At 66.9% G+C, this 19,488-nt stretch carries 19 protein-coding genes and 1 other RNA gene; 4 read left to right on the top strand and 16 right to left on the bottom strand.

Annotated elements, in window-relative coordinates; translation table 11 throughout:
• Positions 1-7: 7 nt before the first annotated feature.
• The gene (gene desA, locus NJG22_RS04910; protein WP_253093012.1) at positions 8-1,192 is read right to left on the bottom strand and encodes a delta-9 fatty acid desaturase DesA; all 1,185 of its coding nucleotides are present in this window, start codon (positions 1,190-1,192) and stop codon (positions 8-10) included.
• Positions 1,193-1,342: 150 nt separating this feature from the next.
• Here desA and dibA point away from each other — a divergent pair, with 150 nt between their 5' ends.
• Positions 1,343-3,238, top strand: coding sequence for a phosphodiesterase DibA (gene dibA, locus NJG22_RS04915; protein ID WP_253093014.1), 1,896 nt, complete (start codon positions 1,343-1,345; stop codon positions 3,236-3,238).
• A 33-nt stretch (positions 3,239-3,271) separates the two neighbouring features.
• Here dibA and NJG22_RS04920 read toward each other — a convergent pair whose 3' ends face one another.
• From NJG22_RS04920 to NJG22_RS04950, 7 genes are all read right to left on the bottom strand, one after another.
• A complete protein-coding gene (locus NJG22_RS04920; RefSeq protein ID WP_253093016.1) occupies positions 3,272-3,916 on the bottom strand; it encodes a methionine ABC transporter permease in 645 nt (214 codons plus the stop codon).
• A complete protein-coding gene (locus tag NJG22_RS04925; RefSeq protein WP_253093018.1) occupies positions 3,906-5,015 on the bottom strand; it encodes an ATP-binding cassette domain-containing protein in 1,110 nt (369 codons plus the stop codon). Before NJG22_RS04925 ends, NJG22_RS04920 begins: the two co-directional genes overlap by 11 nt.
• 1 nt (position 5,016) lies before the next feature.
• Positions 5,017-5,817: a MetQ/NlpA family ABC transporter substrate-binding protein gene (locus tag NJG22_RS04930; protein ID WP_253093020.1), complete on the bottom strand. Its 801-nt coding sequence runs from the start codon at positions 5,815-5,817 to the stop codon at positions 5,017-5,019.
• Positions 5,810-7,201 carry an LLM class flavin-dependent oxidoreductase gene (locus tag NJG22_RS04935; RefSeq protein ID WP_253093022.1) on the bottom strand — a complete coding sequence of 464 codons (1,392 nt, stop codon included), beginning with the start codon at positions 7,199-7,201 and terminating at the stop codon, positions 5,810-5,812. The genes NJG22_RS04930 and NJG22_RS04935 overlap by 8 nt, the downstream gene beginning before the upstream one ends.
• Positions 7,201-8,382 (bottom strand): SfnB family sulfur acquisition oxidoreductase, encoded by a 1,182-nt coding sequence (locus NJG22_RS04940; RefSeq protein WP_253093024.1) that lies wholly within the window; start codon positions 8,380-8,382, stop codon positions 7,201-7,203. Before NJG22_RS04940 ends, NJG22_RS04935 begins: the two co-directional genes overlap by 1 nt.
• Positions 8,383-8,468: 86 nt before the next feature.
• Positions 8,469-9,710 carry an SfnB family sulfur acquisition oxidoreductase gene (locus NJG22_RS04945; RefSeq protein ID WP_253093026.1) on the bottom strand — a complete coding sequence of 414 codons (1,242 nt, stop codon included), beginning with the start codon at positions 9,708-9,710 and terminating at the stop codon, positions 8,469-8,471.
• A 455-nt stretch (positions 9,711-10,165) separates the two neighbouring features.
• A complete protein-coding gene (locus tag NJG22_RS04950; RefSeq protein WP_253093028.1) occupies positions 10,166-11,143 on the bottom strand; it encodes an NADPH:quinone oxidoreductase family protein in 978 nt (325 codons plus the stop codon).
• A 157-nt stretch (positions 11,144-11,300) separates the two neighbouring features.
• Between NJG22_RS04950 and NJG22_RS04955 the strand changes: the two genes are divergently transcribed.
• Positions 11,301-11,702 carry a flagellar basal body-associated protein FliL gene (locus NJG22_RS04955; protein ID WP_253093031.1) on the top strand — a complete coding sequence of 134 codons (402 nt, stop codon included), beginning with the start codon at positions 11,301-11,303 and terminating at the stop codon, positions 11,700-11,702.
• Here the strand turns inward: NJG22_RS04955 and NJG22_RS04960 are convergent, their stop codons facing one another.
• From NJG22_RS04960 to NJG22_RS04975, 4 genes are all read right to left on the bottom strand, one after another.
• Positions 11,703-12,815, bottom strand: coding sequence for an ABC transporter permease (locus NJG22_RS04960; protein ID WP_253093035.1), 1,113 nt, complete (start codon positions 12,813-12,815; stop codon positions 11,703-11,705). It lies immediately after the preceding gene.
• A gap of 1 nt (position 12,816) precedes the next feature.
• The gene (gene rbbA / locus NJG22_RS04965) at positions 12,817-15,540 is read right to left on the bottom strand and encodes a ribosome-associated ATPase/putative transporter RbbA (protein ID WP_253093036.1); all 2,724 of its coding nucleotides are present in this window, start codon (positions 15,538-15,540) and stop codon (positions 12,817-12,819) included.
• On the bottom strand, positions 15,537-16,496 hold the full coding sequence (locus NJG22_RS04970) for an HlyD family efflux transporter periplasmic adaptor subunit (protein ID WP_217851231.1): 960 nt from the start codon (positions 16,494-16,496) through the stop codon (positions 15,537-15,539). The genes rbbA and NJG22_RS04970 overlap by 4 nt, the downstream gene beginning before the upstream one ends.
• A 94-nt stretch (positions 16,497-16,590) precedes the next feature.
• Entirely contained in the window at positions 16,591-17,040 is a 450-nt protein-coding gene (locus NJG22_RS04975) for an EVE domain-containing protein (protein WP_217851229.1), read from the bottom strand.
• A gap of 176 nt (positions 17,041-17,216) precedes the next feature.
• Here NJG22_RS04975 and NJG22_RS04980 point away from each other — a divergent pair, with 176 nt between their 5' ends.
• Positions 17,217-17,369: a hypothetical protein gene (locus NJG22_RS04980; RefSeq protein WP_253093038.1), complete on the top strand. Its 153-nt coding sequence runs from the start codon at positions 17,217-17,219 to the stop codon at positions 17,367-17,369.
• Between the two features lie 19 nt (positions 17,370-17,388).
• Here the strand turns inward: NJG22_RS04980 and NJG22_RS04985 are convergent, their stop codons facing one another.
• The 4 genes from NJG22_RS04985 to NJG22_RS05000 all read right to left on the bottom strand — a co-directional run bounded on the left by NJG22_RS04985 (position 17,389) and on the right by NJG22_RS05000 (position 18,778).
• Positions 17,389-17,997 (bottom strand): 5-formyltetrahydrofolate cyclo-ligase, encoded by a 609-nt coding sequence (locus NJG22_RS04985; protein WP_253093040.1) that lies wholly within the window; start codon positions 17,995-17,997, stop codon positions 17,389-17,391.
• A gap of 60 nt (positions 17,998-18,057) precedes the next feature.
• A non-coding RNA gene (ssrS, locus tag NJG22_RS04990) (6S RNA) lies at positions 18,058-18,237 on the bottom strand.
• Between the two features lie 17 nt (positions 18,238-18,254).
• Complete coding sequence (locus tag NJG22_RS04995; RefSeq protein ID WP_253093042.1) at positions 18,255-18,572, bottom strand: cell division protein ZapA; 318 nt, start codon at positions 18,570-18,572, stop codon at positions 18,255-18,257.
• Positions 18,569-18,778, bottom strand: a complete 210-nt coding sequence (locus tag NJG22_RS05000) for a TIGR02449 family protein (RefSeq protein ID WP_217851221.1) — start codon at positions 18,776-18,778, stop codon at positions 18,569-18,571. The genes NJG22_RS04995 and NJG22_RS05000 overlap by 4 nt, the downstream gene beginning before the upstream one ends.
• Before the next feature lie 153 nt (positions 18,779-18,931).
• Here NJG22_RS05000 and NJG22_RS05005 point away from each other — a divergent pair, with 153 nt between their 5' ends.
• A complete protein-coding gene (locus tag NJG22_RS05005) occupies positions 18,932-19,486 on the top strand; it encodes a YecA family protein (protein ID WP_253093047.1) in 555 nt (184 codons plus the stop codon).
• The last annotated feature ends 2 nt before the right edge of the window (positions 19,487-19,488 follow it).

The following is a 19,488-nucleotide window of genomic DNA, read 5'->3' on the forward strand; positions in this document are numbered from 1 at the left end:
ACGGCGGTCAGGCGCCGCTGGGGCGCAGCGAGTAGGTCTTGAGCTGCTCGGCGAAGTCTCGCAGCGATTGGATACCGCTGGCCTCGGCCTCGTGTACCCAGTCTTTCATGGCCGCGAGCATGTCGTGGCCGTTGGCGCTGGTACGCGCCCAGATCTGCTGCAGCGCCAGGCGCTTTTCATAGATGGTCTTCAGTGCCTGGCTGTGGGCCAGCATCGACTCGATGCGCACGTGGTGGCGGTCCTGTAGCAGGCTGGTTTCCCGCGACAGCAGGCGCTTGGCGCGGCGGAAGCGGTGGCGCACCGAGGCGTCGACCTTGTCCAGCTCCTGCTTGACCAACGGGCCGATCACCAGCTTGCGGTACTGGGCCATGATCTGGAAGCGGTTGTTGAGGATGGCCATGGCGGTGTCCATGTCCAGCGAGGCCTTGCCTGCGACCCGGTGGGCGATGGGCGCGACGCGCTGCACCTTGGCCAGGCGCAGCAGGCTCAGCAGGCGGATCCACATCCAGCCCATGTCGAATTCCCAGCGACGTACCGAAAGCTTGGCCGAGTTGGGGTAGGTGTGGTGGTTGTTGTGCAGCTCCTCGCCGCCAATGATGATGCCCCAGGGCACCAGGTTGGTGGCGGCGTCGCGGCACTCGAAGTTGCGGTAGCCGACCGCGTGGCCCAGGCCGTTGACCACACCGGCGGCCCAGAAGGGTATCCACATCATCTGGATGGCCCAGATGGTGATGCCGATGGTGCCGAACAGCAGCAGGTCGATGACCGCCATCAGGGCGATGCCGCCAAGCTTGTAGCGGCTGTAGAGGTTGCGCTCGATCCAGTCGTCCGGGCAGTTCTTGCCATAGATGCGCAGGGTTTCCTCGTTGCGCGCCTCGGCGCGGTACAGCTCGGCGCCCTTGCGCAGCACCGTGCCCAGGCCCTTGTGCAGCGGGCTGTGCGGGTCGTCCGGGGTTTCGCACTTGGCGTGATGCTTGCGGTGGATGGCGGTCCACTCGCGGGTGTTCTGCGCCGTGGTCAGCCACAGCCAGAAACGGAAGAAATGCTTGAGGCCCGCGTTCAGCTCCAGGGCGCGGTGGGCCGAGTAGCGGTGCAGGTAGATGGTGACGCTGACGATGGTGACATGGGTCAGCAGCAAGGTGACGGCGACCAGTTGCCAGGCCGACAAGTCGAGTAAACCGTAGTACCACATAACGGGAAAGACCCTCGGAAAACAGGGGGAACAGCGCTCGCATTATCCCTTGGCGGGGAAATAAAACCAGTCGCCCTTTTTGATAGGAGGTCACAGGGTGTTTCAGCCCTTATAATGCCCCTTCATTTTTCATGGGCTCATCCACCCGACATGTCTGTTTCCGTTCGCGACGCCTTGCGCATGGCCGGGCTCTACGTGGTGCTTTCGATCCTCTGGCTGGTGCTGTCGGAACTGGTTCTGCACGGCATGACCGAGGACCCGCTGGCGCTCACCGTGGGGCGGCAGATCAACGTGGTGGTCTGGGTGTTGCTCAGCGCCTTGCTGATATTTGTCTCGCGCGCCCGGCTGCTGAACTTCATCGGCATCGGCGCGCGCCTGCGCAGCGAGGACCGCGAGCGCCTGCGCATGGCCGCGGCGGTGTTCGACAGCACCCTGGAAGGGGTGTTGGTCACCGACCGCAATGGCCTGATCGTGCACGTCAACCGGGCCTTCATGCGCATCACCGGCTACCAGCAGGACGAGGTCATCGGCCAGCGCCCGAGCAAGTTCAAGTCTGGCCGCCATGGCGCGCCGTTCTACCAGCAGATCTACGCCACCCTGGCCGACAAGGGCGAGTGGAGCGGGGAGATCTGGAACCGCCGCAAGAGCGGCGAAATCTACCCGCAATGGCAGACGATCTGCGCCATTCGCGACGACAGCGGCGCGCTCAGCCACTACGTGGCGGTGTTCAGCGACATCAGCGCGATCAAGCACAGCGAGGAAGAACTGGCCTACCTCGCCCACCATGACCCGCTGACCGGCCTGCCCAATCGGCTGTTGTTCAATGACCGGGTCGAGCAGGCCCTGGCCGCGGCGCAGGCCAACAAACGCGGCTGCGCGCTGCTGCTGCTCGACCTCGACCACTTCCAGAGCATCAACGACGGCCTTGGCCATACCATAGGCGACCAGTTGCTCAAGCTGGTGGGCGAGCGCCTGCGCGAGGTGCTGGGCAACGGCGTGACCCTGGCGCGCCTGGGCGGCGACGAGTTCGGCGTGCTGGCCGAGAACTGCCAGCAGGTCGGCCATGCCGGCAAGCTGGCGCAGACCATCATCGAGCGCTTGAAAGAGCCCTTCTGTTTCGAGGGCAACCGCCTGTTCATCAGTGTCAGCATCGGTATCAGCCTGTTCCCCAGCGATGCCCTGAGTGGCGAGCAATTGCTGCGCAATGCCGATTCGGCGCTGTTCAAGGCCAAGAGCAACGGCCGTGCCTGCTATGCGTTGTACACCGAGGAGCTCACCGCCCACGCCCAGCAGCGGGTCGAGACGGCCGGCGAATTGCGCCGGGCCCTGGAGCAGCAAGAGCTGCGGGTGTTCTTCCAGCCGGTGCACGACCTGTTCACCGCGCGCATGGTCGGGGTCGAGGCCTTGGTGCGCTGGCAGCACCCCCAGCGCGGCCTGGTGCCGCCCGGGGAGTTCATCCCCATCGCCGAGCGCACCGGGCTGATCGCCGAGATCGACGCCTGGGTGCTACGCAAGGCCTGCCGGCAGATGGTGCAGTGGCAGACCGAGGGGCGGCAGCTGGCATTCGTCGCGGTGAACATCTCCAGCCGCCTGTTCAGCCAGCGCGACCTGTACCGGCAAGTGGCCGATGTGCTGCACGACAGCGGCCTGGACCCGGCGCTGCTGGAACTGGAGGTGACCGAAAGCGCGGTGATGGAAGACCCTGAAGTGGCGCTGGAGCAGCTGCACCGCCTGCGCGAGCTGGGCTTGAGCCTGGCCATCGACGATTTCGGCACGGGCTACTCGTCGTTGCTGCGGCTCAAGCGCCTGCCGGTGCAGAAGCTCAAGATCGATCAGGGGTTCGTTGCCGGGCTGCCGTTCGACGATGACGATATCGCCATCGTCCGGGTGATCATCGCCCTGGCCCGGAGCATGGGCATGCAGGTGCATGCCGAGGGTATCGAGCAGGCCGAACAGGCGCGTTTCCTGCTGGAGCAGCAATGCCAGCAGGGGCAGGGGTACTGGTTCGGACGGCCGGTGCCGGCGGCGCAGCTGCATTGGGGCTGAGCCCTGTGCAAGGCCGCTCCTACACCGTAATTTTCAACGTTTGTTCAAGCTTTTGGCCAGACGATCGCCACCCAGCTGGATCACCGCCACCAACGCCACCAGCATCACGATCACAGTCAGCATGATCTGGCTGTCGAAGCGCTGGTAGCCATACCGGTAGGCGATATCCCCCAGCCCGCCGGCGCCGATCGCCCCGGCCATGGCCGATGAATTGATCAAGGTCACCAGGGTGATGGTGAAGCCGCCGACGATCCCCGGCAGCGCCTCGGGCAGCAACACGTGCCAGACGATGTGCCAGCGCCGACAGCCCATGGCCTGGGCCGCCTCGACCAACCCATGGTCGACCTCGCGCAGGCTGACCTCGGCGATTCGCGCGAAGAACGGTGTCGCGGCGATGGTCAATGGCACCACTGCGGCCCACACGCCGTAGGTGGTGCCGACCACCAGGCGGGTGAAGGGAATCAGCGCGACCATCAGGATCAGGAACGGGATCGAACGGAACAGGTTGACGATGGCGCCCAGCACCCGGTTCAGCGCAGGGGCCTCGAAGATCCCGCCCTTGTCGCTGGTCACCAGCAGCACCGCCATCGGCACGCCGACGAGCAACGCCACCAGCGACGACACGCCGACCATCAGCAAGGTGTCGAGCAGGCCTTGCAGCAAGCGATCAATCCACATGGCCCAGCACCTCCACATTCGCAGCCCAGCAACGGGCGCGTTCCAGCAATTGATGGGTGTCCAGCGGCGAGCCGCGCACGGACAGGACCAGTTGCCCCACGGCATGCCCGCCGATGCTCTCGATGCCGCCCTGCAGCAGGCGCACCCGCCCACCCAGGTCAGCGAACAGGGCGCTCAGTTCCGGCTCGCCGAGCAGGCCGAGCTTGAGTACCACGGCCGAATCACGGCTGGCGGGGCTGGCGCGCAGGCTGGCTTGCAATGCGTCGGGGAGCCGCGCCTGCAATGGCGCCAGCAGGGTGCGAGTAACCTCATGGCGCGGCGCGCCGAACACCTGCCAGACTTCGCCCTGCTCGACCACTTCGCCGCGCTCCAGCACCACCACGCGGTGGCAGATATCGCGGATCACCGCCATCTCGTGGGTGATCAGCACCACCGTCAGGCCCAGGCGCCGGTTGATGTCGCGCAGCAGTTCAAGGATCGAGGCGGTGGTTTCCGGGTCCAGCGCCGAAGTGGCCTCATCGCACAGCAGAATCTCAGGGTCGTGCACCAGCGCCCGGGCGATGCCGACCCGCTGTTTCTGCCCACCCGACAGTTGCGCCGGGTAGACATGCTGTTTCTCCGCCAGCCCGACCAGCGCCAGCAGCTCGCGGACCTTGCGCTGGCGCTCGGCCTTGGCGACGCCGGCTACCTTCAGCGGCAGCTCGACGTTCTGCCACACGGTCTTGGCCGACATCAGGTTGAAGTGCTGGAAGATCATGCCGATGCGTCGCCGCAGGGCCACCAGGCGGTCCTCGTCGAACGGCGCGATATCCACCTGGTCGATCAGTACCCGGCCCTGGCTGGGCTGTTCCAGGCGGTTGATGGTGCGCAGCAGCGACGACTTGCCGGCGCCGCTGCGGCCGATGATGCCGAAGATTTCGCCGCGGCGAATGTTCAGGTCGATGCCGTGCAGCGCGGGCTGGGCCTGGCCTGGGTAGGTCTTGCCCAGGCCGATGAAGCGCACGTGGGCCTGGCTCACCTCCGGGCGCAGAGCCTGCTCCGTGGCCTTGTGCGGTTCGACGGGGGGGACGGGCGCCCTGAGGGCGCTGGCCTGGGCCATGTCAGCCTTCCCAACCGGCCTGGTAGAGCTTGCCGTGGGCCTTGTCCAGGGCGGCGCGCACGACCGGCGAGTGCTGGTAGATGTCGACGAACTTGGCCAGGCGCGGGTCGTTCTTCTCCTGCGGGCGGATCACGAACTGGATCACGTATTCCTTGTTCTCCAGGCCGTCGAACAGCAACGCCGAGGTGGCGTCGAAGCTATTGGCCAGGCGGATGTAGGCCGGGTAGCCCTGGACCAGGTCGGCGTCGTCATAGGCGCGCACCAGCTGTACCGCCTCGACCTGGAGAATCTTGATCTTCTTGGGGTTGGCGACGATGTCATCCTCGGTGGCCTTGTAGCCCACGCCCGGCTTGAGGGTGATCAACCCGGCCTTGGCCAGCAACTGCAGGCCTCGGCCACTGTTGATCGGGTCGTTGGCGATGGCCACGCTGGCGCCCTCGGGCAGCTCGGCGAAGCTTTTGTAGCGCTTCGAGTAGAGGCCGACGTTGTTGATGATCCCCGGCGCGTAGGGCACCAGGTTGAAACCGGCGGCGGCCTTGGCATTCTCCAGGAAGGGGATGTGCTGGAAGTAGTTCACGTCGATGTCGCCGCTGTTGAGGCTGACGTTCGGTGCGATCCAGTCGCTGAACTCGATCAATTTCACGTCCAGGCCTTGCTTGTGGGCCTCTTCCACAGCGGCTTCCAGGGGGATGGCGAAGGCGGCGGTGGTGCCGATCTTCAGCGGCTCGGCGGCGAGGGCGGTGGCGCACAGGCCCAGGCCCAGGGCGATGGCCGCGACGGGCCGGAACAGTTTCTCAAGCATGGTGCAGGGCTCCAGTCGGGGCAGGGACAGGTGGGTTGCGATAGGCGGCGCCGGGGTGGTCGGCGGGCAGGTGGGCGTGGGGTGTGGCGAACAGCTTCTGGCGCAGGCTGCCCTCGGCGTAGGCGGTCTTGTAGCGGCCGCGGCGTTGCAGTTCCGGGATCACCAGGTCGATGAAGTCCTCGTAGCTCTCCGGGGTGACGGTGCGCGCCAGGTTGAAGCCGTCCAGGCCGGTTTCGTCGATCCAGGCGATCAGTTGCTCGGCCACTTGTTCCGGGGCGCCGACCAGGGTCACGTAGCGCCCGCCCAAGGCGTGTTGTTCGAGCAGGCGGCGGCGGGTCCAGGCGTTGTCCTGCAACTGGCGGGTGGCGGATTGGATGGCGTTGCCTTTGGCGAAACCGATGGGCTCGTCCAGTTCGTAGCGTGAGAAGTCGATGCCGGTGGAGCTGGCGAAGTGCGCCACACCGGCCTCGGGGCTGGCGTGGCGCAGGTACTCGGCGTGCTTGGCACGGGCCTGCTCCTCGGTCGGGGCGACAATCACGGTGAGGCCCATGAACACCTTCACCGCCTGGGGATCGCGCCCGGCCGCCTTGGCCGCTGCGCGCACCTTGTCGACCTGGGCGCGGGTGGACGGCTTGTCCTGGCCGCCGATGAACACGCATTCGGCATGGTTGCCGGCGAACGCCAGGCCGCGCGCCGAACTGCCCGCCTGGAACAGCACCGGGGTGCGCTGGGGCGAGGGTTCGCACAGGTGATAGCCCTCGACCTTGTAGAACTCACCGTGGTGCTCGACCTTGTGCACCTTGTCCGGACGCGCATACACGCGCTGTTCGCGGTCGGCAATCACGGCGTCGTCGTCCCAGCTGCCTTCGAGCAGCTTGTACAGCACCTGCAGGTATTCGTCGGCCTGGTCGTAGCGGCGGTCATGCTCGGGTTGCTGTTCCAGGCCCATGGCCCGGGCGGCGCTGTCGAGGTAGCCGGTGACGATGTTCCAGCCGACCCGGCCGTTGCTCAGGTGGTCGAGGGTCGAGAGGCGCCGGGCGAACAGGTACGGCGCCTCGTAGGTGAGGTTGGCGGTGAGGCCGAAGCCCAGGTGCCGGGTCACCGCGGCCATGGCCGAGACCAGCAGCAGCGGGTCGTTGACCGGTAGCTGGATGGCCTCTTTCAGCGGCACGTCCAGCGACTGCCCGTAGACATCGTAGGTGCCGACGATGTCGGCGATGAACAGGCCGTCGAACAGCCCGCGCTCCAGCAGGCGGGCCAGATCGGTCCAGTATTCCAGGGTCTTGTACTGGGTCGAGGTGTCCCGTGGGTGGGTCCACAGGCCATGGTTGATGTGCCCGATGCAGTTCATGTTGAAGGCATTGAGCAGGATCTGGCGGGCCATCAGATGGTCCCCCGGCGCGGCGGCTTCTCGTCGTTGAGGTAATAGTTGCCGATGGCGTGGTACTTCCAGCGCACCGGGTCGTGCAGGGTGTGCACCCGGGCGTTGCGCCAGTGGCGGTCGAGGTTGTGCTCGGCCAGGGTGGCCTGGCTGCCCGCCAGCTCGAACAGGGTGGTGCCCGCGGCGAGCGAGATCTCGGTGCTGATCGCTCGCGCCTCGGCCACGGCGATGGAGGCGGCGGCCAGGGTCTCGGCGTTGCTGTCGGCCTGGGCGAGGTCGAGGATTTCCCCGGCGCGCTCCAGCAGGGCTTCGGCGGCGTGCAGGCGAATCGCCAGGTGGCCGAAGCTTTTCAGGGTCAGCGGGTCGTCGCTGGCCTTGTCCAGGCCGGAATCGATCCACGGCCGGCTGCGGGTGCGCACGAAGTGCAGGGCGTCCTCGAAGGCGGCGCGGGCGATGCCGGTGTCGATGGCGGCGTGGAGGATCTGCGCCAGCGGGCCGACGGTGGTGGGGCGATCGAAGGCGCTCTGGAACGGCACCACATCCTCGGCGCGGACGAACACGTTGTCGAACACCACCGAGCCACTGCCGGTGGTGCGCTGGCCGAAGCCGCTCCAGTCGTCGATGACCTCGATGCCCGGTGTGTCGGCGGGCACGAAGGCCAGGTGTGAAACCCCCTGTTCGTCAATCACCAGGGTCGGGATGCGTTGGGCGTAGAGGGCGCCAGTGCAGTAGAACTTGCGGCCATCGATACGGTAATGGTCGCCATCGCGGGTCAGGCGGGTGGTGCGTTCATGGGCGTTCCTGGTGCCGATCTCGGCCAGGGCGTTGCCGAAGCGGCGGCCGGCGAGGACTTCGGCATACAAGCGTTTCTGTTGCGCCGGGGTGCCGTTCACCCGCAGCACTTCCAGGGCGTAAAAGTGGTTCTGCGGGATCTGCCCGAGCGAGGCGTCGGCCTGGGCGATGCGGGCGATGACCTTGGCCAGGGTGGCGCTGGATACGCCGGCGCCGCCGAAGGCCTTGGGCACGCTGATGCCCCACAGGCCGGTCTGCACGAAATGGTCGAGTTCGGGGTGGGGCAGGCGGCGTTCGCGGTCACGCGCGGCGCTGTCGTGGCGCAGTGATTGGGCGATTTCTTCGGCGACGGCCAGGGCTTGGGCGTCGCTGGTGATGAGGGATGCAGTCATGGTGCTCTCCGCAGGGGCTGTTGCGCCGGCACGCCGGCTCCTACGGGCATTGCGTAGGGGCCGGTTTGCTGGCGAAGGGCCTTGAATCAGATCCAGGAATGGCGGGCCGGCAGGGTGCCGTTGAGGTAGTAGGCGCCGACGGCGTGGTACTTCCAGCGCACCGGGTCGTGCAGGGTGTGCACCCGGGCGTTGCGCCAGTGCCGGTCGAGGTTGAACTCGGCCAGGCTGGCGCGGCTGCCGGCCAGTTCGAACAGCTTCTCGCTGGCCTGCAGCGAGATCTCGGTGGTGAGCACCTTGGCCTCGGCCACGGCGATCGATGCCCGCGCCGCGGCCGCGGCGTCCACAGGGCCGGCGTTGACCTCGTCGAGCACCTGGGCGGCCTTGCGCAGCAACGCCTCGGCGGCGTGCAGGTCGAGCTTCAGGCGGCCGATATCGGCGATCACATAGGGGTCGTCGCTGTTGCGCTCGACCTTGGCCTCGATCCATGGCCGGGACTTTTCCTTCACAAAGGCGATGGCATCGTCGATGGCCGCCTCGGCGATACCGGCGTCGATGGCCGCCTGGATCAATTGCGAAGCGGCGCCTTGGATGCTGGGTGAGTCACCCAGGCGCCAGTTATCCACAACCTGTTCGGCGTCCACCGGCACCTGGTCGAGCAGCACGGTGCCGCTGGCGGTGGTGCGCTGGCCGAAGCCCGACCAGTCGTCGACGATGCGCAGCCCCGGGCTGCCCCGGCGCACCAGCGCCAGGCGCTGGCGCCCCTCGTCGTCCAGGGCCTTGACCGCCACCCAGTGGGCGAACAGGGCGCCGGTGGAGTAGAACTTCTCGCCGCTGATGCGATAGCCATCGCCGTCGCGGGTGATGCGCGCCTTGAGCGTGAGCGTGTCCTTGGTGCCACGTTCGGGGCCGGCGTTGCCGATGCGCCAGCCGTCGAGCACGGCGCGGAAGACCGCTGCCTGCTGGGCTTCGGTGGCGGTCAGGCGGATCAGTTGCAGGATGCCGAACTGGTTTTGTGGAATCTGCCCCAGCGCCGGGTCGGCGGCGCTGATCAGGCGGAACACCTCGGCGATGGTGACGAACGACACCTCGGGGCCGCCATAGGCCTTGGGCACGCTGATGCTGCCCAGCCCGCTGCGGGTGAACTGTTCGATCTCGGCCCAGGGCAGCTTGCGTTGCTGGTCACGCTTGGCCGCCTGCTGGCGGGCCACCTCGGCCAGTTCGCGGGCGGCCTGCAGGGCCTCTGCGTCGTTGCGCAGCACCTTGGCCGGCAGCAGCGGCGGCGAGCTGTCGATATCGCTGTGGAGTCGGGTAGTTGGCTGGCTGGACATCAGTACCGCTCCTTGGCTGCACTCAATGCCCTGGCGTTGGCCACTGGGGTGATTGTGATCCTGACCATTCCTTACCTCACAAAGTGGAAAGCGTCGCCTCAGCTGACGGCGACAGACATTTGCTGGTCCGGTGGTCCGGTCGATATACCCTATTCGTTTATAAAAATTTTATGAACTATCGTTTAGGAATATGGATAGAAGTGTACCCATCGTGGGAGCGGGCTCGCCCCGCGATTCAGGCGATGCGCCCACAGCTACTACGTCAACCTGTAGGAGCGGCCTTGTGTCGCGAAAGGGCTGCGCAGCAGCCCCTGGATTTCAGCGTTGTTGCAAAGATCGCCGGGGCCGCTTTGCGGCCCTTTCCGACCGGTCCGACGCCTCGGCAAGGCCGCTCCTACAGAGATCACGCCAGTTGAGAGGTCTCAGCAAGACAGTTGCTCTTACGTGGTATGGCGTTACCGGACCGTCACCACCAGCTTGCCCACCGCCTGGCGTTGCGCCAGGCGCTCGATGGCCGCGCCGCCCTCGGCCAGTGGGTAGGTGCGCGACACCAGGGGCTTGAGCTTGCCCTCGGCATGCCAGGCGAACAGCTGGCGGAAGTTGGCGGCGTTGTCCTGCGGCTGGCGCTGGGCGAACGCGCCCCAGAACACCCCGAGCACCGCCGCGCCCTTGAGCAGCGCCAGGTTCACCGGCAACTGCGGGATGCTGCCACTGGCAAAGCCCACCACCAGCAGCCGGCCATTCCAGGCCAATCCGCGCACCGCCTGGTCGAACAGCGCGCCGCCAACCGGGTCGTAGACCACGTCGACGCCCTGGCCGCCGGTCAGGCGCTTGATCTCGTCCTTGAGGCTGGCCTGGCTGTAGTCGATCAGCTCGTCGGCCCCGGCAGCCTTGGCGATGGCCAGTTTCTCGGCGCTGCTGGCCGCGGCGATCACCCGCGCGCCCAGGGCCTTGCCGATCTCCACCGCAGCCAGGCCGACCCCGCCGGAGGCGCCGAGCACCAGCAGGGTCTCGCCGGCCTTGAGCTGGCCGCGCTGGGTCAGGGCGTGCATCGAGGTGCCGTAGGTCATGCCAAAGGCGGCGGCGGTGGTGAAGTCCATTCCCGCCGGGATCGGCAGCACGTTGTAGAACGGCACCGCCACCTGCTCGGCAAAGGCGCCCCAGCCGGTCAGGGCCATGACCCGCTCGCCAACCTGGAAGGCCCCGGCCTTCTCGCCGACCGCGGCCACCACGCCGGCGGCCTCGCCCCCCGGCGAGAACGGCAGCGGTGGCTGGAACTGGTACTTGCCTTCGATGATCAGGGTGTCGGGGAAGTTGACCCCGGCGGCATGCACGTCGATCAGCACTTCGTTCTTCTTCGGCGCAGGCCCGGCGACCTCTTCCAGGACCAGGTCCCGCGCTGGGCCCAGGGCTTTGCACAACAAGGCTTTCATCAGGGCTATTCCTTTGCGTGTGGTGGCCGATAAGTGTAGGAGGGCGGCCCCCCGGGTCAACGAGCATGGCCCGCCCTGATGCACCGGCATAAGCCCGGGCTTGGGTTTGGCCGGTGCGCTGGGTAAGCTGGCGCCAACTGTATTGAGGAGCGAATTCGTGAAAGCGTGGATCTTGATGGTGCTGGCGCTGCTGCTGCCAGCGGCGGCGATGGCCGAGGAAAAGGAAGGCGAGCCCAAGGTGGCCTATATCACCCTCAGCCCGCCCTTCGTTGGCAACTATGCCCTCGACGGCAACCCCAAGCTGCGGGTGTACAAGGCCGATGTCGCCCTGCGCGTGACCGGCGACATCGCCGCCGCAGCGGTCAAGCACCATGAGCCGCTGATCCGCAACCAGCTGGTGGCGCTGTTCACCCAGCAGGGCGTGGACAACATGAGCAACGTCGAGGCCAAGGAAAAACTGCGCCAGGAAGCCCTGAAGCAGGTGCAGCAGGTGATGGAGTCCGAAGAGGGCAAGCCTATCGTCGAGGACCTGCTGTTCAACAACCTGATCGTGCAGTGATCAGGAGGCGAGGCTGCGGCGAAAGCGCGCCAGGGCCACGCCGAAGAACACCAGGCCGATCACCGCCAGGGCTGCTACGTCTGGCCAGACCACGGCCAGCCCGGCGTCGCGGAACAGGATCGCGGCGCCGAGGCTGACGAAGTGGGTCGAGGGCGAGCCCTGCATGACCCACTGCAGCCACTGCGGCATGCTGTCCAGCGGCGTGCTGCCGCCCGAGAGCAGCAGCATCGGGATGATCACCGGGATCGCCAGCAGGCCGAACTGCGGCGTCGAGCGCGCCAGGGTGGCGAGGAAGATGCCCAGCGCCGTGCTGGCGAACAGGTACAGCGCAGTCACCCCCAGGAACAGCCCCAGGGAGCCGGCCAGCGGCACCCCCAGCGCACCCTTGACCACCACCTCCAGCGAAACCCAGGTGCACAGCACCACCACCAGGGCGTTGCTGGCGATCTTCGCCAGCATGATTTCCAGGGCCGTCAACGGCAGCACCAGCAGATGGTCGAGGGTGCCATGCTCGCGCTCGCGCAGCAACGCGGTGCCGGTGAGGATGATCGCCAGGATGGTGATGTTGTTGACGATCTGGATCACCGCCAGGAACCAGCCGCCCTCCAGGTTGGGGTTGAACAGCGCCTTGGGGTTGAGCAGCGCCGGGCTCTGCGCCGCGTCGTGGTCGGTGTACTCGAGCAGCTCGCGCTCGAAGATCCGGCCGATGTAGCCGGCGCCCATGAACGCCTGGCTCATGGCCGTGGCGTCGACGTTGACCTGCAACTGCGGCGAGCGCCCGGCCAGCAGGTCGGCCTGGAAGTTCACCGGCAGGTTGATCACGAAGGTGTACTGGCCGCTGTCCATGGCTTGGTCCAGGCGTGCGCTGGGTAGCGCCACGGCGGCTTGGAACTCCGGCGGCTGCAGCGCCTCGGCGAGCTTGCGCGAGACGGCGCTGTGGTCTTCGTCGACCACCGCCACGCTGGCGTTGTGCACGCCGATCACCGAACCTGCCGCGGGCATGTAGATCGCCACGCTGAAGGCGTACAGCAGGAACAACAGCAACACGCTGTCGTGGCGCAGGCTGGTCAGCTCCTTCAGGCCCAGGCGCAGGGTGTGGGCGAGACGATGCATTTCAGGCCTCCTGCTTTTTCAGCATGGCCAGGCTCAGCCCGCTGAACACGGCGAAGAAGCCCAGCAGCGCCAGGCACTGCGGCCACAGCTCGCGCAGGCCCAGGGCCTTGGTGAAGGTGCCGACGGCGATGTCGAGGAAGTAGCCGGCTGGGAACAACTGGCCCATCAATGCCGCCGCGCCCTCCAGCGACGAGCGCGGCACGATCAGCCCGGAGAACTGGATGGTCGGCAGGCTGGTGAGAATCATGGTGCCGAGGATCGCGGCAATTTGCGTGCGGGTGAACGCCGAGATCAGCAAGCCCAGGCTGGTGGTCGCCAGCAGGTAGGCCAGGCCGCCGCAGGCCAGGGCCAGCAGGCTGCCCTTGAGCGGCACGCCGAACAACCAGCGGTTCATCGCCACCAGCAGCGCCAGGTTGACCAGGCTTACCGCCAGGTACGGCGCCTGCTTGCCGAGCAGGAACTCCAGGCGGGTCAGGGGCGTGGCGTAGAAGTTGGTGATCGAGCCCAGCTCCTTCTCGCGGACGATGCCCAGGGCGGTGAGCATGGCCGGGATGAACGCCAGGATCAGCGCCATCACCCCGGGGCCGATGGCGTTCACGCTGACCACGTCCTGGTTGTAGCGAAAGCGGGTTTCCAGGCGCACTGGCTGTTGACGCGCGACAGGCCGGGGGCTGAGCGCCGTCAGTTGCTCGAGGTTGCCCTGGTGCACGGCTTCGACATAGTTGCGGCTGGTCTCGGCGCGAAACGGCATGCCGCCGTCGAGCCAGGCGGCGACCACGGGTTGGCGCCCGGCGTGCAGGTCGCGGCCGAAGCCCGGCGGGATCTCCAGCGCCAGCTTGATTTCCGAGCGTTGCAGGCGCTGGTGCAACTGGCGGGCGTCGCGGATCGGCGGCTGCTCGGCGAAGTACCGCGAGCCGCGGAAGGCCTCCAGGTAGGCGCGGCTTTGCGGGCTCTGGTCCTGGTCGTACACGGCAAAGGCCAGGTTCTCGACATCCAGCGAAATGCCATAGCCGAAGATCACCATCATGAACAGCGCGCCCAGCAGGGCGAAGGCCAGGCGCACCTTGTCGCGCAGCAGTTCCTTGCCTTCGCGGCTGGCCACCGCCAGCAGGCGGCGCAGGCTGAAGGCCTGGCGCAGCACGGGCGTGGCGGCGGCGGCCTGGCCCAGGGCGCTGGCGGGCTGGGCCGGGGTGGGGGCTTGCTGGGCCTGTTCCAGGCAGGTGACGAAGGCGTCCTCCAGGGTTGCGCCGCCGAACTGGCGCTGCAACGCCTGCGGCGTGTCGCAGGCCAGCACCCGACCCGCGTGCATCAGCGAGATGCGATCGCAGCGCAGCGCCTCGTTCATGAAGTGGGTGGACAGGAAGATGGTCACGCCCTGCTCGCGGGACAGCTGAACCAACAGCCGCCAGAAGTCGTCGCGGGCTGCCGGGTCGACGCCTGAGGTCGGTTCGTCGAGGATCAGCACTTCCGGGCGGTGCAGCACCGCCACGGCCAGCGACAGGCGCTGGCGCAGGCCCAGGGGCAGCGCGCCGGAGGGCTGATCGGCGATGGCGCCGAGGTCGAAGCGCTCGAGCAGTTCGGCGATGCGCGGCGCGCTGTCGGCCTTGGCCAGGTCGAACAGGCGCGCGTGCAGTTCGAGGTTCTGCCGGGCGCTCAGCTCGCCGTACAGGGAGAAGCTCTGGGACATGAAGCCGACCCGCTTGCGGGTGGCCAGGTCGCCCGCGTCCACCGGGCGGCCAAGCAGGCTGGCGCTGCCTTCGCTGGCCGGCATCAGGCCGGTGAGTACCTTCATGGTGGTGGTCTTGCCGCAGCCGTTGGAGCCGAGGAAACCGAAGATCTCGCCACGGCCAATGGCGAAGCTGACCTTGTTCACCGCGGTGAAGTCGCCGAAGCGCAGGGTCAGGTCGTGGGCCTCGATGGCGACCGGGCCATCGTCGCTCGGGCGTGGCGGGATGCGCAGCGGCTCGGGCTGGTCGCGGCCGGCGCCCTGGAAGTGGGTGAAGGCATCGTCGAGCTTGCCGCTGGGCGTGCTTGCGGCCAGTTCGCGGCTCAGCCCGGCGGCCAGCAGACGGCCGCCGTCAAGCATCAGGCAATGCTCGAACTGTTCGGCCTCTTCCATATAGGCGGTGGCCACCAGCAGGGTCAGCTGTGGGCGCTGGCCGCGCACCTGTTCCACCAGTTCCCAGAAGCGCCGCCGCGACAGCGGGTCGACGCCGGTGGTCGGCTCGTCGAGGATCAGCAGGTCTGGCTCGTGGATCAACGCACAGCACAGGCCAAGTTTCTGCTTCATGCCGCCCGACAGCTTGCCCGCCGGACGCTCGGCGAAGCGCGCCAGGTCGGTGGCTTGCAGCAGGCTGGCCATGCGCTGCTCGCACTCGGCGCGGCCGAGGCCGAACAGGGTGGCGAAGAAGCGGATGTTCTCGGCGATCGACAGCTCCGGGTACAGGTTGTTGCCCAGCCCCTGGGGCATGAAGGCGACCTTGGGGTACAGTGCGGTGCGGTGGCGACGCTGGCGAATCGAGCCGCCCAGCACTTGCAGCTCGCCCTGTTGCAGGCGCTTGACCCCGGCGATCAGGCCGAGCAGGGTGGACTTTCCGGCGCCGTCCGGGCCGATCAGGCCGCAGCGGGTTCCGGCGGGCAGGCTGAAGGCCACCTCCGCCAGGGCCTGGTACTTGCCGTAGCGGTGGTGGATGCCGGCGGCCAGCAGCGCGGGGGCGATGGTCATTGCAGGTTGGCCGGCCAGTCCACCTCGGCGGTGCGCACGTAGCCGGCCCCGGGCATGCCCGGTTTGGCCTGGGGCACGGCGCTCGGCGCGGTCAGGCGCAGCTTGACGCGGAACACCAGCTTCTGCCGCTCGTCACGGGTTTCGACCTGTTTCGGGGTGAACTGCGCCTTGGCCGCGACGAACGCTATCTTGGCCGGCAGCGCCTGGTCGGGCAGGGCGTCGAGGACGATGCGCGCCGGGGCGCCGACGGTCAGCCGGCCGGTGGTCGAGGCGGGCAGGTAGAGGTTCATGTACTGGTCGCTGGGGTCGATCAGCATCAGCACCCGGCCACCGGCACCCAGCACTTCGCCGGGTTCGGCCAGGCGTAGCTGGATGATGCCGTCGATGGGCGCGCGCAGGCTGCTGTCGTCGATCTCGCTGGTGAGCTGCGCGACCTGGGCTTCGGCGGCGCCAATGGCGGCCGTGATCGCCGCCAGCTGGGCGCGGGCGGCCTGCACCGCGGCGCCGGCGGTGTCGTAGCGGGCCTGCTGCTGGTCGAGCAGTTGCTGGCTGGCGAACTTGCGCTGGAAGATTTCGCGTACCCGCTTGAGTTCCTGGCTGGCCAGCAGCAGCTCGCTCTGGCGCAGTTGCACGCTGGCCTGGGCGGCGGCCTGGTTCTGGCGGGCCCGCAGCACCTCGGCCTCGGCCTGGGTGCGCTGGGCTTGCAGGGTGCGGGTATCGATGCGCGCCAGCAGCTGGCCGCGCACGACCTGGTCGCCCTCGTCGACCAAGACCTCGGCCAGGCGGCCTGGGACCTTGGTGGCAATTTGCACTTCGGTGGATTCGAGGCGCCCGTTGCCCATGCTCAGGCCCTCGGGCAGGCGGTCGTGCAGGGACTTCCAGTAGCCCAGCCCACCTGCCGCCAACAGCAGTAAAACCAGGGCACAAGCGAAAATTCTGGGGGCTTTGCGGTTCATTCGGTCTGCATCCTGCGGCTTGCACGCCTTATCCTGGCGCGACGCGCTTCCTTGCGCGTTGATATTGGTCAAACCCCTGACGATAGACCCTGAATCAGCTGAGCGCGAGGATCGCGGCCCATTGCTCGGCGCTGACTGGCATGACCGACAAGCGGCTACCCTTGTGCACCAGTGGCAGTTCCTCCAGCGCCGCCTGCTGCTTGAGCAGGCCCAGGCCGAGGACTTGGCGGAAGGTCTTCACGTGCTCCACGTCCACCGCGCTCCAGGGGTTTTTCTCGGCACTGGCCTTGGCGTCGTGGTAGTGGCTGGTCGGGTCCAGCGCCGTGGGGTCGGGATAGGCCGCGGCGCGGATGCGGGCAATGCCGGCGATCCCCGGCTGCGGGCAGCTGGAGTGGTAGAAGAAGAACTCATCGCCTACGCTCATGGCCCGCAGGAAGTTGCGCGCCTGGTAATTGCGCACCCCGTCCCAACGGGTGTTGCCCAGGCGTGCCAAGGCTTCGATGGAGAGCTCGTCGGGCTCGGATTTCATCAGCCAGTAGGCCATGGGTGCTGCTCCTGAAAAGGTTTGAAATAACTAGTTGCATGAAACCGACGGTCGGTTGGCGCCAAGGTTTGCGTGTCGCCTCATGTTGTCGGAAAATGCGCCGATTTTAAGCTATACGCTCCGGCAGCCATCAAGAAAGCCGCCGAGCCTGGACCTTTTGCCTAGGGGGGCAATCGATGAAACAACGTAAACCGGACCTGCTCTGGATCCTGGCCTTCATTTTCGGGCTGGGCGTGGTCACTACCGGTTACGCGCAAGGCTTGTGGGAACGCAAGCTGGACGCTGCCTACCAGCAGGCGCCCGTCGATCCGGCGCAACAGCAGCGCTGATCCCTCTTTTCGCGCCGGCTCATTTTGGCGCCAGGTACCAGCCACGGTCCGAGACCGTGCCTTGCAAGGGTACATCCCAGCTCGCCTGGGCCAGCCGCTCGACTTTCTGGCACTCATGGGCCAGCCCCAGCAGCAGCGGTTTTTTCCAGGCCTTGCGCCGGCTCTGGTAGGCCAGGCTGCGGTCATAGAAGCCGCCCCCCATGCCCAGGCGTCCCCCCACTTCATCGAAACCGACCAACGGCAGCAGGATCAGGTCCAGCGCCCAGATCGGCCGTTGGCGCTTGCGCTCGACCAGCGGTTCGGCAATGCCGAAGCGGTTCGGGCGCAGTTTTTCGCCGGCCTCGAAACGCTGGAACACCATGCGCGTGCGCGGCCAGGCGTGCAGCACCGGCAGGTAGACGTGCTTGCCGCGTTTGTGCGCCTCGCGCAGCAGTAGCTGCGGATCGATCTCGCCGTCGTTGGGCAGGTACAAGGCGATGTGCCGGGCGCGGCGGAACAAAGGATCCTGCGCCAGTTGGCGATAAAGGCCTTCGGCGGCCTGGCGTTGCTGGGCGGGGCTGAGGGCGCGACGGGCGTTGCGCAGGAGGCGGCGAAGCTGGGGGCGGGTAAGCGGCGCGGTGTCGGTCATGGCACGGGCGATCCCAGAGAAAACGAAATGCCCGCCGTGGCAGGCGGGCAGTTCTGAAGCAGGCTCCCCGACAAGACCGCTATCGGTGTAGCCCTTGAACCCGAAAGTTCAAGGTGGAGATTGCAGGGGGCGTTAAGGCTTTCCGTCGGGCGGACATGCACACCGGCCCCAGCGTGCAACCCCCGTGGTTGTGCGTATCGGCTCAGGGACATAACCGACTGGCGCATCCCCCAGGGAGTGGCGCCAGTATACCAATCTCAGTCGCTTTTGCTAACCGGGTCGTCGGACAGTGCCTGGTCGACCCGCTCCAGCAGGTCGCGCACCTGTTCGCGGGTGGCGCCGCCGCCGGCGCTTTCCGGGCGCTCCTGGCGGTGCAGCAGTTCGTGGGTGATGTTCAGCGCGGCCATCACGGCGATGCGGTCGGCGCCGATCACCTTGCCGCTGCTGCGGATCTCGCGCATCTTGCCATCCAGGTAACGCGCGGCACCGACCAGGTTGTTGCGCTCTTCCGGTGGGCAGATGATCGAGTATTCCTTGTCGAGAATCTGCACGGTGACGCTATTGCTTGAACTCATGAGTCTTGCTCCAGGGCCTTGAGGCGCAGGATCATCGATTCGATCTTGCGTTTGGCGATCTCGTTCTTTTCGATGAGGTGGGCGCGCTCCTCGCGCCAGGATTTTTCCTGAGCTACTAAGAGTGCGTTTTGCCGTTTTAGTTGCTCGACGCGCGCGATCAGCGACTCGAACCGGCTCATCAGCGCTTGCAGGTCGTTCTCTTGCATGGGTTGCACTCGATTCGCTCCATCGTTACGCACCTGCCGATCATGCCTGCCTCGGGCCCCCGGCGGCCAGTGCTGATGGTCTTGGCGCGCCTGCCGGTGCTAGGATACAAGGTCTTCATTCTAGTCATTGCGCCGCCTGGCGCCTAGCAGACCATGCCCAATACCCAATCGCCCTACGTCGCCTTCGCCATGCTGCTGTCGAGCAATGGCCACCCTGCCACCCCTGCCGAGCTGCACGGCCTGCTGATCGGTCGCAGCTGCGCCGGCGCCGGCTTCGATGCCGACGCCTGGCTGGCCGACGCCGCCCAGTTGCTCGAGACCGAGCCGGGCGACTCGGTTCGCAACGCCCTGGTCGGCCTGCAAGAGATGGTCAAGGCCGAGCTCACCGGCGAGGACGTCGCCATTGTCCTGCTGCTGCCTACCGACGACGCCGCGCTGGCCGACCGCGCCGCCGCGCTGGGCCAGTGGTGCCAGGGCTTCATCACCGGTTTCGGTCTGAACGCCGGTGGCAAGGACTTGTCCACCGATGCCAAGGAAGTGCTGCAGGACCTGGTGGCCATCTCGCAGGTCCAGGAAGCGCTGGAAGAGTCCGAGGACGGCGAAAGCGACTACATGGAAGTCATGGAGTACCTGCGCGTCGCCCCGCTGCTGCTGTACACCGAGCTGGCCCAGCCCGAAGCGCCTGCGCCAAAGCCTTCGCTGCACTGATC

The organism is Pseudomonas sp. VA159-2, from assembly GCF_024126635.1.
In the GTDB taxonomy this organism is placed as follows: Bacteria; Pseudomonadota; Gammaproteobacteria; order Pseudomonadales; family Pseudomonadaceae; genus Aquipseudomonas; species Aquipseudomonas muyukensis.

What these genes read in the sequence shown, in the direction of transcription:
- NJG22_RS05000 (WP_217851221.1), bottom strand. Translation starts at nt 18,778, where the DNA reads ATGCAAGAGAACGACCTGCAAGCGCTGATGAGCCGGTTCGAGTCGCTG.
- NJG22_RS04930 (WP_253093020.1), bottom strand. Translation starts at nt 5,817, where the DNA reads ATGCTTGAGAAACTGTTCCGGCCCGTCGCGGCCATCGCCCTGGGCCTG.
- NJG22_RS04925 (WP_253093018.1), bottom strand. Translation starts at nt 5,015, where the DNA reads ATGGCCCAGGCCAGCGCCCTCAGGGCGCCCGTCCCCCCCGTCGAACCG.
- NJG22_RS04960 (WP_253093035.1), bottom strand. Translation starts at nt 12,815, where the DNA reads ATGCATCGTCTCGCCCACACCCTGCGCCTGGGCCTGAAGGAGCTGACC.
- NJG22_RS04940 (WP_253093024.1), bottom strand. Translation starts at nt 8,382, where the DNA reads ATGACTGCATCCCTCATCACCAGCGACGCCCAAGCCCTGGCCGTCGCC.
- NJG22_RS04920 (WP_253093016.1), bottom strand. Translation starts at nt 3,916, where the DNA reads ATGTGGATTGATCGCTTGCTGCAAGGCCTGCTCGACACCTTGCTGATG.
- desA (WP_253093012.1), bottom strand. Translation starts at nt 1,192, where the DNA reads ATGTGGTACTACGGTTTACTCGACTTGTCGGCCTGGCAACTGGTCGCC.
- rbbA (WP_253093036.1), bottom strand. Translation starts at nt 15,540, where the DNA reads ATGACCATCGCCCCCGCGCTGCTGGCCGCCGGCATCCACCACCGCTAC.
- NJG22_RS04980 (WP_253093038.1), top strand. Translation starts at nt 17,217, where the DNA reads ATGAAACAACGTAAACCGGACCTGCTCTGGATCCTGGCCTTCATTTTC.
- NJG22_RS04975 (WP_217851229.1), bottom strand. Translation starts at nt 17,040, where the DNA reads ATGGCCTACTGGCTGATGAAATCCGAGCCCGACGAGCTCTCCATCGAA.
- NJG22_RS04985 (WP_253093040.1), bottom strand. Translation starts at nt 17,997, where the DNA reads ATGACCGACACCGCGCCGCTTACCCGCCCCCAGCTTCGCCGCCTCCTG.
- NJG22_RS04995 (WP_253093042.1), bottom strand. Translation starts at nt 18,572, where the DNA reads ATGAGTTCAAGCAATAGCGTCACCGTGCAGATTCTCGACAAGGAATAC.
- NJG22_RS04970 (WP_217851231.1), bottom strand. Translation starts at nt 16,496, where the DNA reads ATGAACCGCAAAGCCCCCAGAATTTTCGCTTGTGCCCTGGTTTTACTG.
- NJG22_RS04945 (WP_253093026.1), bottom strand. Translation starts at nt 9,710, where the DNA reads ATGTCCAGCCAGCCAACTACCCGACTCCACAGCGATATCGACAGCTCG.
- dibA (WP_253093014.1), top strand. Translation starts at nt 1,343, where the DNA reads ATGTCTGTTTCCGTTCGCGACGCCTTGCGCATGGCCGGGCTCTACGTG.
- NJG22_RS04950 (WP_253093028.1), bottom strand. Translation starts at nt 11,143, where the DNA reads ATGAAAGCCTTGTTGTGCAAAGCCCTGGGCCCAGCGCGGGACCTGGTC.
- NJG22_RS05005 (WP_253093047.1), top strand. Translation starts at nt 18,932, where the DNA reads ATGCCCAATACCCAATCGCCCTACGTCGCCTTCGCCATGCTGCTGTCG.
- NJG22_RS04935 (WP_253093022.1), bottom strand. Translation starts at nt 7,201, where the DNA reads ATGGCCCGCCAGATCCTGCTCAATGCCTTCAACATGAACTGCATCGGG.